Origin of the sequence: Acinetobacter sp. TAC-1 (assembly GCF_029025845.1) — a bacterium.
Lineage (GTDB): Bacteria > Pseudomonadota > Gammaproteobacteria > Pseudomonadales > Moraxellaceae > Acinetobacter > Acinetobacter guillouiae.
On record NZ_CP118892.1, the window covers coordinates 786,210 to 799,105 of the forward strand.

Annotated in this window: 15 protein-coding genes; 9 read left to right on the plus strand and 6 right to left on the minus strand. The window is 38.9% G+C overall.

The annotated features are described in order from the left end of the window. Window positions 1–24: 24 nt before the first annotated feature. From PYV58_RS03765 to PYV58_RS03775, 3 genes are all read right to left on the minus strand, one after another. Window positions 25–1,152: an HlyD family secretion protein gene (locus PYV58_RS03765; protein WP_034613784.1), complete on the minus strand. Its 1,128-nt coding sequence runs from the start codon at window positions 1,150–1,152 to the stop codon at window positions 25–27. A 75-nt stretch (window positions 1,153–1,227) separates the two neighbouring features. After that, window positions 1,228–2,880: an MFS transporter gene (locus PYV58_RS03770; protein WP_034613787.1), complete on the minus strand. Its 1,653-nt coding sequence runs from the start codon at window positions 2,878–2,880 to the stop codon at window positions 1,228–1,230. An 11-nt stretch (window positions 2,881–2,891) separates the two neighbouring features. Further along, on the minus strand, window positions 2,892–3,440 hold the full coding sequence (locus PYV58_RS03775) for a TetR/AcrR family transcriptional regulator (RefSeq protein ID WP_034613789.1): 549 nt from the start codon (window positions 3,438–3,440) through the stop codon (window positions 2,892–2,894). A gap of 209 nt (window positions 3,441–3,649) precedes the next feature. Here PYV58_RS03775 and PYV58_RS03780 point away from each other — a divergent pair, with 209 nt between their 5' ends. The 5 genes from PYV58_RS03780 (at window position 3,650) to PYV58_RS03800 (ending at window position 6,787) form a co-directional block, all read left to right on the plus strand. After that, window positions 3,650–4,321, plus strand: a complete 672-nt coding sequence (locus PYV58_RS03780) for a D-Ala-D-Ala carboxypeptidase family metallohydrolase (protein ID WP_004723753.1) — start codon at window positions 3,650–3,652, stop codon at window positions 4,319–4,321. A 71-nt stretch (window positions 4,322–4,392) separates the two neighbouring features. After that, complete coding sequence (locus tag PYV58_RS03785; protein WP_034613793.1) at window positions 4,393–5,028, plus strand: hypothetical protein; 636 nt, start codon at window positions 4,393–4,395, stop codon at window positions 5,026–5,028. A 99-nt stretch (window positions 5,029–5,127) separates the two neighbouring features. Next, window positions 5,128–5,889: a class I SAM-dependent methyltransferase gene (locus PYV58_RS03790; RefSeq protein WP_034613796.1), complete on the plus strand. Its 762-nt coding sequence runs from the start codon at window positions 5,128–5,130 to the stop codon at window positions 5,887–5,889. Between the two features lie 56 nt (window positions 5,890–5,945). Then, window positions 5,946–6,509 carry a hypothetical protein gene (locus PYV58_RS03795; protein WP_155768682.1) on the plus strand — a complete coding sequence of 188 codons (564 nt, stop codon included), beginning with the start codon at window positions 5,946–5,948 and terminating at the stop codon, window positions 6,507–6,509. Window positions 6,510–6,613: 104 nt separating this feature from the next. Further along, the gene (locus PYV58_RS03800) at window positions 6,614–6,787 is read left to right on the plus strand and encodes an NF038215 family lipoprotein (RefSeq protein WP_004817658.1); all 174 of its coding nucleotides are present in this window, start codon (window positions 6,614–6,616) and stop codon (window positions 6,785–6,787) included. A gap of 89 nt (window positions 6,788–6,876) precedes the next feature. Here PYV58_RS03800 and PYV58_RS03805 read toward each other — a convergent pair whose 3' ends face one another. Further along, window positions 6,877–8,496 (minus strand): oleate hydratase, encoded by a 1,620-nt coding sequence (locus PYV58_RS03805; RefSeq protein ID WP_034613801.1) that lies wholly within the window; start codon window positions 8,494–8,496, stop codon window positions 6,877–6,879. 397 nt (window positions 8,497–8,893) lie between these two features. On the opposite strand from PYV58_RS03805, the gene PYV58_RS03810 reads away from it, so the two are divergent. From PYV58_RS03810 to PYV58_RS03825, 4 genes are all read left to right on the plus strand, one after another. After that, window positions 8,894–9,517, plus strand: a complete 624-nt coding sequence (locus PYV58_RS03810; protein ID WP_034613803.1) for a LysE family translocator — start codon at window positions 8,894–8,896, stop codon at window positions 9,515–9,517. 132 nt (window positions 9,518–9,649) lie between these two features. Continuing rightward, window positions 9,650–10,321, plus strand: a complete 672-nt coding sequence (locus tag PYV58_RS03815; RefSeq protein WP_275059706.1) for a CsgG/HfaB family protein — start codon at window positions 9,650–9,652, stop codon at window positions 10,319–10,321. A 10-nt stretch (window positions 10,322–10,331) separates the two neighbouring features. Continuing rightward, window positions 10,332–10,709, plus strand: coding sequence for a DUF4810 domain-containing protein (locus PYV58_RS03820; RefSeq protein ID WP_034613811.1), 378 nt, complete (start codon window positions 10,332–10,334; stop codon window positions 10,707–10,709). After that, the gene (locus PYV58_RS03825; RefSeq protein ID WP_034613814.1) at window positions 10,706–11,380 is read left to right on the plus strand and encodes a DUF799 domain-containing protein; all 675 of its coding nucleotides are present in this window, start codon (window positions 10,706–10,708) and stop codon (window positions 11,378–11,380) included. Before PYV58_RS03820 ends, PYV58_RS03825 begins: the two co-directional genes overlap by 4 nt. Window positions 11,381–11,459: 79 nt before the next feature. Here the strand turns inward: PYV58_RS03825 and PYV58_RS03830 are convergent, their stop codons facing one another. After that, window positions 11,460–12,203, minus strand: a complete 744-nt coding sequence (locus PYV58_RS03830; RefSeq protein WP_034613818.1) for an amino acid ABC transporter ATP-binding protein — start codon at window positions 12,201–12,203, stop codon at window positions 11,460–11,462. Between the two features lie 13 nt (window positions 12,204–12,216). Then, entirely contained in the window at window positions 12,217–12,894 is a 678-nt protein-coding gene (locus PYV58_RS03835) for an amino acid ABC transporter permease (protein ID WP_275059707.1), read from the minus strand. Window positions 12,895–12,896 lie beyond the last annotated feature (2 nt).

Below are 12,896 nucleotides of genomic sequence, written 5' to 3' on the forward strand. Positions count from 1 at the left end.
ACGTAAGCTTTTCACTTAGGCGGATCATTGAGTGCTGGTATCGACGGAAGTCACCACAGACATCCCCGGTCGTAAAAATTCTAAACCTTTTTGATTGGGATCAATAGCAATCCGCACAGAAATACGCTGTACGACCTTGGTAAAATTACCTGTGGTGTTGTCAGGCTTAAGCACACTAAACTCAGCACCTGCAGCAGGTGAAATCTGTTCAATACGGCCAGTAAATTTTTGATGTTTCATAGCATCTACCGTAAATGTTGCTTTTTGCCCGATGTGCATATCGGCAATTTGTGTTTCTTTGAAATTGGCAATCACCCAGGTTTGTTGCGGAATTAGATACATTAACTGGGTACCAGCTGCAACATATTGTCCCACACGAGGAGTAACTTCGCCCAACTGTCCATCCATCGGTGCTGCAATCACGCTGTAGTCTTTTGTCGTTACCGCTTGATCAAATTGTGCCTTGGCATTGGTGACTTGTGCTTTTAAGCCCGATTGAGCCACTTGAGCTGTTTTTAATGCTTCTTGAGCAACCAATACATTGGCTTCCGCTTGTTTGAGTAAGGCTAAATTATTTTTTACATCCGCAGCCGCTTTGTCTTGTTCTGTTTTAGAGGTTGCGCCAGTATTTCCTAATTGTTGATAACGATTGAGTTGTGCTGTTGAAAGTTCATAACTTGCTTTGGCTTGTTCAACTTTGGCTTGTGCAGCCACAATATCTGCTTTACGTTGTTCAATCGCTTGGGTTTGATTGGCTAAAGTGGTATTGGCCTGATCAACACCTGCTTCAGCCTGAGTCACTTTCTGATCATAGGTTGTGGTATCAATATGCATTAACGGCTGACCCTTTTTGACATGGTCAAAATCAGTCACCAATACATCTTTGACATAACCATTGATTTGAGAAGATAAAACTGTGGTTCTGCCTTTGATATAACTATTGTCGGTGGATTCTATGCTGCTATCAAAAGGGCCAATTTTCCATGCGCGCATAATCACAGCAATCCCCACCAACAAGACCAAGAGCATCAACAGCAATGTTCTTTTCGCTGTTGGAATAAGCTTACTGGATGGTGGTGGCGCTGCTGCTGTTGCAGGTGCTTGTGGTGGTGTAACTGCTGCTTGCTCTGTTGGTTTTTGATCTTGCGACATAAGAATTCTCAAATATTTTTTAATACATAGCGTGACATCATGGATCATCTGATTTCGGAATAGCCTGAGATCTGTCTAACTGCTATTGAGGACCTGTTGCTGTTTTTTGAGTTGATAGCGTGTCCAAGCAATATTAAAACTACTCCAAATCAACAGTAAAATGGCGAAAATTCCATTTAATGCAATCACATCATTATAGGCACGCACTTGCGCTTCTCGTGTCACAATCTGGTTTAAATTGCGATAAGCTTGGTTCTGTTCGAGTGATGCATCTAAAGTATATTTATTGGCTGCTTGCTGATAGGCTGCAAGTCGTTGCACCACCAATGGATCAGTGGGTGACAAGTCACTGACAATTTCAGCCCGATAATTTTGCGTGCGTAATTGTTGATAGGTTGAAAAGAATGAATTTCCAATTAAACCACCAAAGCTTTGTGTTGCAGAGAACAACACCACAAAAGTGACCATGTGTGATGGACCTTTTTGTAAGGCATTAATAATCCCTGTCAGCAACAATGGTCCGATAAACATACCACTGGCAAAGCCAACGATAAATTGGCTGCGGTAAAAATTCACAGGTCGTACATCACTGGTGAGGTGATAGTCTAGAGCGCAGGCGATAAGAACCAAGACCACAGCACTGACCAATTGCCATGAGATGCGCTCTCTTTTAAAGGTCATGGCGCTAAAAACAGTGCCGAGCACAATGCCAAGAAAAATCACGCTATACAAGGTAACGAACTGATCAGGTCCCATGCCCATGGTTTTTAAAAAGTTAACAGCTGCGTAACTTTGCTCAGACATTAGCAAGCGAATCGCCAACGCACCAAACACAAATTTAAGTGTGGTGGCTGAACCTAGCCAACGGGTAATGATAAGCGGATTGACACGGTAATGTTCATAAGTCAGTCCGATAACAATAAGACTGAATCCTGCAATTAAGGCATACCCTAACCATTTGACTTCAAACCACCAAAGGATTGGGCCTTGGGTCAGGACGATACATAGCAGGGCAAAACCAGGTGCGAGTAAGGCAAAAGTAAAGAAATCCTGTTTTTCAAAGACTTCGATTCTTAAGCTACGCGGCAGTTTTAAAGAAACCACCATAGCCAAACAACATATCGCTAAACCCAACTCAAAGGTATAGAGCACAATCCAGTCATTTACATCGACCAGAGATGGGGAAATGATCCATGCCAGTGGGATACCCAATTGCTGAAAGCCCAGTGCGAGATAAATTCCTCGTCCAAAGTTTTCTCGTTTAAAGGCCTGCATGATGTAGTACATGCCTAAAGAACTCAGGGGGGCGGCAACTAAACCGCTGATCACACGGACAAACAATGCCATTTCAAAGGTGTGCACAAAGATATGCAGCACCAACACACAAATAAAAAGCACTAAACCAATTTCAGAAAAAAGCCGTAACCCATATTGTTGCCGAGCTTTAAACAGAATCATGTTGGAACTAATATTTGCCATCACATAAGCTGCGGGAATCCATGCAGCCTCTGAAGGCGTTAGCGAGTATTCACCCTGAATAAGTGGTAAATTTGCAGTAATAAAACCATTACTTAAACTGCCTGAGATCGCAACAAACAGGCCAATAAAAAAATAAATCAGCTTTTTATGTGTTGGATGTGCAATAGCCGCAGGCGAGCCTGGTAAGGTTGGACGCTCTTCAGGTGTCCAATCTGGGGCAGGTTCAAGTAAACGTGGCGATTTATCCATAAGTGCCTCAATTACGCCTTGATGCCATCAATCAGTAAGTCAACTGCACGTGTGGCCAGTTGAACTTGTTCTTCGTCGGTTAGCCCTTGAAAGGAAGCCCTTAGAATACCAGTAATTAGCGCATAATCTTTTGGGGTAAGATCTGGTCGGCAAATTCGATGGGCAATGGCTTGATCAATCAGCGGTTGAAGAATTGCGTCACGCCGTTGATAAATATCCACCATACTTGGGTCATTACGATCAATCACACGCCAATATTCCATCAAGGCGGTGAGATAAGGCAGATTCTCGACATGATTGCGAATTAACCGAATCAAACCATCAGGATATTCTGAAAAGCTTTTTGCCCGTTCATCTAGACGAGTTAATGCTTGTTCCATCAAGGCGATGACCAACTCACGGCGATCTTTAAAATTACGATAAAAGGTTGCCCGTCCAACGCCAGCTTCATCAATCACAAGCTGTAATGGCGCACGAATCCCTTGTTTACGGAATATTTTCAGTGCAGCATTAAGCAAATCTTCGCGATTTTGTGCCGCTTGTTTTTGACGTATACGCATAGGGGAAATTGCATTAAATTTTATTCTGATATTTAACGGACATTTTTGTCCGTTGTAAATTGCTAACTCTGTGGATTTTTGTAAATTGCAGCTTTAAAGTTGATTAGATTGGTTAGAATGACTTAGGTCAATGATTAATAAATCCTATAAATAGGTTTAGATTTCTAAATATTTACCCTTTAAAATAAAACAATAAGTGTGCTGAAATTGTGAAAATTTTTAAAAATATTGTTATTTCGATCTGCTGCATCAGTGTATTGGTATTAAATGCCTGTACGCCATCTGAGAAAAAAGCAGATCAGGCCGCATCTTCAAGAAAATCATCAGATCATCAGATTGAACAACAATTCAAGCTTTGGAAGGCGCAACAAGACCCCCAATTATTGGCAGATTATTATCAGTTTATGTCGCAGTATTTAAAACATCCGCCTAGTCTGATGGAGCTGACAACCAGCCGAAACTATATGCCAGAACAGTGTTACTCAAAACGTTTTGCCATTCCACCTAAAGCCTTTTGGAAAAATGTGGTGAGTAGTTTGCAATTGGTGGAAAAGTTAAATCGAAATGAATATTTTAAAACATATACGATTTCAGCAATCTATCGTGCCCCTGAATTAAATAAATGCATAGGTGGGGCGGAAAAAAGTAAGCATTTAAGTAATTATGCCGTTGATTTTCATGTGCTATCACCCAAAGAAACCATTAAAAAAGATCGCGAATTATTGCTTAAAAAAATGTGTCATTTTTGGCAAGTGGAAGGCAAAAGTTATAAAATGGGTTTAGGTGTTTATGGTAATAATCGCTATCATATTGATACCCAAGGATATCGTACTTGGGGTAAGGACTTTAAATCGAAAAGTTCGCCGTGTCTAAAAAGTTAAAATTGTATTTTTGAGCAAGAATTGAACTTGAATCTATATTAAAAAATGTTGAGAGATTGGGAACGTTAAGTATGTTGAAAATAATAAAGGGTTGTTTATTTGCTCTGACTTTTTTCGGTAGTTATCCTGCTTTTGCACAAGCTGATGCTGCTGTCGAAGTTGACCCTGAATACGAGGTATTGGGCCGTGCAGGGAAACTGAAAATTCAAAAAGAGTCTTGCACTCAGCATGGTTCTAGTTGTGACTATGTACTCTATGATGCTAAAGGAAAGAAGCAGGTATTAATGGAAAATTGGAGTAAAACCGCAAACGTTTATCAATTTAATCCAAATTTAATGGGGTTTTTGTTAGGGCTAACAGGAAGTGAGTATAATCTCACTGTGATTAACGATAAAAACCAACAAAAAGATTATAGTAGTTTTCTTGCGATGAATGGGCAGCAAAGTTGTTTTGTCACTTTTGAATCGAATTTAAAAAATATGCCGAATTCATTGGTATTTTATAGCATTCCTGATTTTCGAGTACGCTTAGTGCTCAACAACAAAGTGCCGCAATTTAAAAAGCTGAACTATCCTGCAACGGCAAATTTTGAGGATAATGGTGATTTTTCATTTAACTATAATATTAAGATCGGAAACGAGATGGGGGTACAGGATGTTATCATTCAAAACCCTTGTCAGTCTGATTATCGGATAATTATGAGTTAACATAAATAAAATAAAGTTATTAATTTTATTAAAATTCATCATTTTTATTTTTTAATTGAGTTGTCTATTGTCGTTTTATTCGACAACAAGGACACGACAATGACCACTCAACAGCAAGTTAATCAGGCACAATATCAAAATAAATCAGAAGCATACTTAAATAGCCAAGTACATGCACAAGGCATTGAGTTTGAAAAAATGCAAAATTTAATCCAACAGCATCAATTCAAACGAGTTTTGGATCTAGGCTGCGGTGGTGGGCATGTCACGTATCAGATTGCAGCATTCACTGAGCAAGTAATTGCCTATGATATTACGCCTGAAATGGTCAATCTTGTGACCACACAATCTCAACAAAAGGGATTCGATCATGTCATAGGGCAGGTTGGAGCAGCAGAGCAATTGGATTTTCCTGTTGAGCATTTTGATTGTGTGATCAGTCGTTATTCTGCGCATCATTGGCAAAGTATCACTCAAGCAATTCATGAAATTTATCGTGTATTACGTGCTGATGGCAAAGTGATCCTGTTTGATATTATTGGCAATTCTAATCCAATTTTAGACACCTTTATTCAGACCATAGAAACCATTCGTGATCCAAGCCATGTTCGAAATTATAGTTTGGCGGAATGGGTAAAAATCGTAGAACAAGCAGGCTTTAAGGTAGAAACCATTGAAAAGCAAAGTTTACAGTTAAATTTTCAAAGTTGGGTGGAGCGTATGCAAACACCAGTAGAGAGTATCCATACCATTCGCTATTTGCAGTCCAAAGCCGCTGATCAAGTACGACAGTATTATCAGATTCAGCAAGATGGCACATTTACCAGTGAAGCTGTATATTTGGTATTGAGTAAAACTTGATTAGAAATCTGATGTCAAAAAAAATAATCAATACAATATTTCCGATATTATTTAGCATGATGGCCTATTCTAGCAGTGGTTATGCCGAGCAGATTCATCGCACAGTGGCCAAGATAGGACAATTTTCAGTTATTCAGCAAACATGCGATGAAGATGCAAATGATCATTGTGATTTTGTACTCTATGAAGGCGATGATTATAGATTACCTTTGGTCATGAACTGGGAGCGTGGTTTAAATGTTGAAAACCAAACCGAGGATTTCTTGCATTTAAGCTATGGCTATACCTTTAATGTTCATCATAGTCTTTTCATCTCGAAGGCGGGGATCGTTCAGGCTTTAGACAACGTTGTTGCTGTGGATGAAAACACTGGTTGTATCGCTCGATTTGAATTAAAAGATGTCCCTACGATTATTTTCCAAAAAGCATTTACCGCGAAAGTTTTAAACAAAATTCAACTTCAGCCAGAGCAATACCCTAAAATTGAGTCTGTAAGCGTAGATGCTTTTCAATATTTTAGTGACATGGAATTTGATGGAAATGGTGGCTTTCACTACCGTTACAAAAATAAAAATGGTGAAGATCAAGCTGTTTTAATGATACATGCTTGTGACGTATAGCCACTTTCTATAGATAGACACCTTTTGAAATAAAAAATAGCTGTATTTTTAATCAGAACTGTTATGCTCGAACTATAAATAAAACAAAAAATGGAGGAGATGCCATGAAAAAGCTATCCATCAGTTTGAGTGTAATACTTGCAGTATTTTTGGCTGGGTGTGAAAAGAAACCACCTACACCAACAAAAACTGAAGTTCGTTCAATCCATATCGCAGGTATGCCTGTGTATGAAAAAGATTATCGTCTCAGTGCTCGTTCAGTGGATTCACAACCCTGATTTTTATTCAAAATATAAAAACGAGTGCATCAAAAGAGGATGCACTCGTTTTGTTGTAATTCAATTTAACTCAGTTGATTTTAAATGAATTAATGAAAAACAGTTTCTAAAGCTTTTAGTCCGACTTTAGGATCAAGTAATCCATTATAGATCTCAGGAATTTCACGTTCTACGCCAAAGAACTCATAAATTGCAATCATGGCACCACGAACAGAATATTCAACAGTAAAAACCACATCATCTTCAATTTCAACAAATTGTCCCAAAAATGCGAAGTTTTGTGAGCCTTGTGGAATAACCTGTGGGCGGTCACCAGGCTTACGGCAAGCAAATAAAGCTGATGCATAAGGCATCATTGCAGTTGTTACAATGGTATTTGCTAGAACATGCTCAAGAATGTCATCAAAACCGAGTTGTAGAATCAGTTCAGTGAGTATTTCATTGCCTGTTGCTTGTGACATCGGTTTTTTGATGTAGTCACCTGTTTGATCAATTTGGAAACCATAGCCCCAGAGGGTAAAGGTGCCTTCTGGTAAATTTGCAAAATGAGGTTGAGCTGGCACCACAATCGATAAATGCCAACCAGATTCAAACCAAGTCATCAGTGCTCCAGTACCTGGCTGGTTACCTGTGTAATCAATGATGCGATTTAATAGAACATCGTCTTTCATGGTGAGTGTAAAAGACTCCCATTTATGTTCATCAATGTTGCCGTAAAAGGTCATTGGTCGGCCAAAGTCAGGTGCTTTTTTCGCAAGGGTTTCCCATAATGTCCAACCATGATCAAGTCGATCACGAATAAGCGCTGGAACATCATCATTCCCAGCATAACGGGAATCTGCTGTAATTGAACCTAAAGTAAATATGGCAAGATCATTTTCTTGAAGGTTGATTTGCTCAGTACCTTCAGGAAGGTTGACATACAAGCGTGTTGCACGACGTTCTAGGGTTGCTTCATCGGTTTGAAAGTCTGCATCTGTCACATAATTGCCAAAACGAACATCTACGCCTTGTTCAAGCAACCAACGTTGTAGCGGCAAAATCATGGAATCATATTGGTTGTATTTGGTTCTTTTTACCCCAGCGAGGGTATGAATACGTGGTAACTCTTGGATAAAGCGTAAGAAATAGCGACGAAGTTCTGCTGCACTGTGCCATTTTTGAAAGGCAAATGTCGTACGCCACATACGCCAAAAGTTCGTTTCAAAGAAGGTCTCATCGAAAAATTCATCAATACGGCGGCTGCCAATTTTTTCTTCTTTCGCCGCCAATAAGCGTAACATTTGCGCGCGATGGCGTGTATTTAAACCCAGTTTAGCGGCATCTGAAATCACATGCTGCGCATCAATTAAACGGGCTTGTGCATGGGTTTTGACTTGTTGATTAAACTCACGACATTCTTCACGAACAGAAATTTCAGGATTTTCTAAGGATGGAATACTCGAAAATAAGTCCCAAAGACATAAATATGTTTCATCTGTCAGCATCCGCCCACCACGGGTAACCCATGCTTGCGCAGCATGTGGTGTATGACCGCCATCCATTGAACCACCTGAGACATCCAACTCTTCGAGAATGTGAATATTTTTAGCTGGTACTTTGGCATCACGTATGGCAAATGCGGCAGCTGCCATTCCAGCAATTCCACCGCCAATGATCCATAAATGTGCTTGGCTTGCATCTAAACGGTTGGTTTTGTTGTTGTGCATTTTTTACCCCTGAGTATAAATATTGATTTTGGATAATTTAAAACCATAGTTTTATTATGGTTTTTTATAGCCTATAAATACATGAAAATGGAAGTTAATTTTTGTGATTTATATGGTCTATTTTATGGCTTTTTAGGATGTTTTATATACCTTGATGATTTTATTGATATAATTAAAATATTGAAAAATAAATTTTTATTGAGTTTTTACTCTAAAATATCTGTTTGATCTAAGTATGATGATAATACACAAGTGTATTTAAATTTATGATTGAAATTTTGATGAATTTGCATTGAATAAAAGTGTAATCGCGAAATAATAAAGATTTTTATATCTTCAAAAATCGGTTGTAGCGTAAAATATCTATTCTTAAAAATAGTCTGGGTCGGGGTGTCTCTTGGAATCATTATTGATTTTAGGTTCAATTGCATTGGCATTAATGCTAGGTGCAATTAGCCCTGGTCCTACATTTGTTTATGTGGCTAAAAATTCAATTGCGATTTCTCGTAAACATGGTTTGTTTACCGCTTTAGGGACAGGCACGGGCGCAGCTTTATTTGGTTTTTTAGCTGTAATGGGATTACAGGCAATCTTATTGGCTGTACCTTCTGCATATTTAGCTTTAAAAATTTGTGGTGGGCTGTATTTACTTTGGCTGGCTTATAAAATTATTAAACATGCTAAAGATCCTATGGCGCAGGCATCTGACTCATCCACGGTGATGAGTTATCAACAAGCGTTTCGTTTAGGTTTAATTACCCAGTTAAGTAATCCTAAAATTGCGATTATTTTAGCCAGTATTTTTACGGCGCTTTTACCCAAAGACATTCCAACGTATTTTTATTTTGTTTTGCCTATCTTGTGCTTCTTTATCGATGCAGGCTGGTATTCACTGGTTGCTGTTGCGCTTTCAGCGGAAAAGCCGCGCCGTGTTTATTTGAAGTTTAAAAAAGTCTTCGATCGAGTCGCGGGTGGTGTCATGACCTTACTCGGTTTAAAGCTAATTTTTGGTATGAAATGATTGTTTTTACGAGTAAAAATGGTCATGGATTTTATCAGCAGATCTTGTTTGTTAAAAATTAATTAACAGTATGTTTAGTTTGTGTTATATATTTATTCATTATAATGGTTTAGACCTTAGAGAGATGTAATTTTGAAAAAAATATTATTGATTGCTGCCTTAAATGGCTCGGTACTTACGGCTTGTTCTACCACTGAAAGCTCTAAAACCATCCAAGCTCCTCAAGTGGCTGCTGTGACTTCAGCGGTAAAATATTCAGGTGCGAAAACAGCAGTTTCGATTGGTAAGTTTGATAACCGCTCAAGTTATATGCGCGGAATCTTCTCTGATAATGTCGATCGTTTAGGCGGTCAAGCAAAAACGATTTTAGAAACGCACTTGCAACAAACCGGATATTTTTCAGTCTTAAATCGAGACAATTTATCAGAGCTGCAACAAGAGGCTGGTTTTGGTAAAGCAGCTCAATCCATTAAGGGTGCACGTTATGTGCTCACTGGGGATGTATCTGAATTTGGGCGCAAAGAAGTGGGTGACCATCAATTGTTTGGGCTATTAGGGCGTGGTAAAACTCAAATTGCCTATGCAAAAGTCAATATTAATGTTGTTGATGTAAAAACAGCAGAAGTTGTCCATTCTGTGCAGGGTGCAGGTGAATACGCGCTCAGTGAACGCGAAATTTTAGGTTTTGGTTCTACAGCATCTTATGACTCAACCTTAAATGGAAAGGTTTTAGATCTGGCTGTACGCGAAGCGGTTAATCACCTTGTCACAGATATTCAAACAAACAAGTGGTCCGTACAATAGGTTTGAATAAATGAAACGGGTTTTATTATTCTTAAGTTTTTTTACAACGTTAACTTTGCTTGGGTGTGCATCTGGACCACAGTCTTTATATAGTTGGGGCGGATATCCACAACAAACCTATTTAATGCTGGCGGTTCCAGAAAAAACTTCGCCTCAGCAACAAATTTTAGCGCTTGAAAAAGATGTTGAGAAAGCAAAAGCAAAAAATGCCGCAGTGCCGCCAGGTTTATATGCGCATTTGGGCTTGTTAAATCTGAATATTCAAAATGGCCCACGTGCAATTGAATATTTTGAGTTAGAGCGCCAAATTTATCCTGAGTCAACCGTATTGATGGATCGTTTATTGAAGAAAATGACCATTCAATCGACTGAGGTAAATCCCAAATGAAAAATATGAAACAATTATTGGTACTTGGTTTACTGATGATGCTTTTCACCGGTTGTGTGGTATCACCTAAGCAGAATCGTGATTTAGCAGCATATCGTGAGCATATCCCTAAGTCGATTTTGGTACTTCCTCCAATCAATGAGTCTCCTGATACGCGTGCAACCTATGGGTATTGGTCAACAGTAACATTGCCTGTGGCTGAGGCTGGTTATTATGTATTTCCAATTTCTGTTGTTGACACCATGTTTAAAGAGAATGGGGTGACCAATGGATTTGATGCTCAAGCAATTCCACCGCAAAAGTTAAAAGAGATTTTCGGAGCGGATGCTGCGTTATACATTAAAGTTAAAGAGTATGGTTCTAAATATCAGGTGATTCAATCTGTAGCAGCAGTTGCAGTAGAAGCCAAACTTGTAGATTTGCAAACTGGAACATTACTTTGGCAAGGTGAACAGCGACTTCAGCAAGCCAATGATAATAGCAATGCGGGTTTGATTGGCGCGTTGGTTGGTGCTTTAGTTGATCAAATATCCAATCATCTGTCAGACAAAGCCTATACTTTATCAAGTGCTGTAAGCTCGCAATTATATTCACCGAGTATAAATCAGCAAAAAGGTCTATTATATGGACCACGTTCGCCAAACTTTAGCCAAAATGCAGTGAAACCTTAAGCACTGGTATTGTTTGTGAGTATTAAATAAAAACCCCAATTTAAAAATTGGGGTTTTTATGTTGAACGCATATTGCTGATTAGTGCACCATAGAAATCTTGTCTAAGAAGAATTTGGTTCTTTCATGACGCTCATCAGGCTTATTAAAGAAGTCATTTGTTGCACAGTCTTCCAAAATTTTGCCTTGATCCATGAAAATAACTCGGCTTGAGACTTTACGAGCAAAGCCCATCTCATGAGTTACACACATCATGGTCATGCCTTCTTTTGCCAATTGACTCATGACTTCAAGCACTTCACCCACCATTTCAGGGTCTAATGCCGAAGTAGGTTCATCAAATAACATGCACACTGGATCCATACACAGACCACGGGCAATCGCAACACGCTGTTGCTGACCACCAGACAGTTGACCTGGGAACTTATTTTTGTGAGCTGCCAGACCAACACGATCTAAATATTGCAACGCTTTTTTCTCCGCCTCTGCTTTAGAACGATTTAAAACCTTAAGTTGCCCAATGGTTAAATTATCCAAAACAGTCATATGTGGGAACAATTCAAAGTGTTGGAATACCATTCCCACACGAGAACGGAATTTTGCTAGATCAGTTTTTGAGTCTTTTAACGCTGTTCCATCAACAACAATATTGCCTTCTTGGAACGGTTCTAATGCATTTACAGTTTTAATCAGTGTAGATTTACCAGAACCTGAAGGTCCACACACCACCACAACTTCACCTTTTTCAATTGAAGTGGTGCAATCTGTAAGAACTTGAAAATCTCCATACCATTTTGAGATATGTTGTATTTCTATCATTGGCATATTGATTCTCCAATTATCGAATTATTGCTATTTTTTGATGTAAACGCTTCACAAGTCGTGAAAGCGCAAAGGAGATACAGAAGTAAACAACTGCTACAATCAGGTAGAAAGTTGCTTTGGTTTCAGCACCGTAGGTATTTGCTAAGGTATTGGCATTGCCCAAGAAGTCTGGCGCACTAATCACATAAACTAATGATACATCTTGGAAAAGTACGATAGATTGAGTCAAAATGACAGGTAGCATGTTTCTAAAAGCTTGTGGCAACACCACATTGGACATGGTTTGTCCATAGGTCAAACCAAGTGCATAACCTGCATTGACCTGACCTTTAGAAACAGACTGAATCCCTGAACGGACAATTTCTGAAAAGAATGCTGCTTCAAAAATTGCAAAGGTCACCACACTTGAAAACAGTGGACCATAATAGGTATCTGACTGAAACTCAAAAATCTTTGGCAATAAGAAATAGAAAATGAAGATCACTTGAATCAGTGGTACACCACGGAAGAAATCGACATAAACTTTAGCAAAATTACTGGCAACTTTATTGTTGGATAAACGCATCATGGCCAAAGGTGTGCCAATCAGAATCCCGCCAATAATCGATAAAATCGTCACCGTAACGGTAAATTTAAACCCTGCGATCAGCGTTTGAATAACATCTTGATTTTGTAAAATACTAAAATCCATGA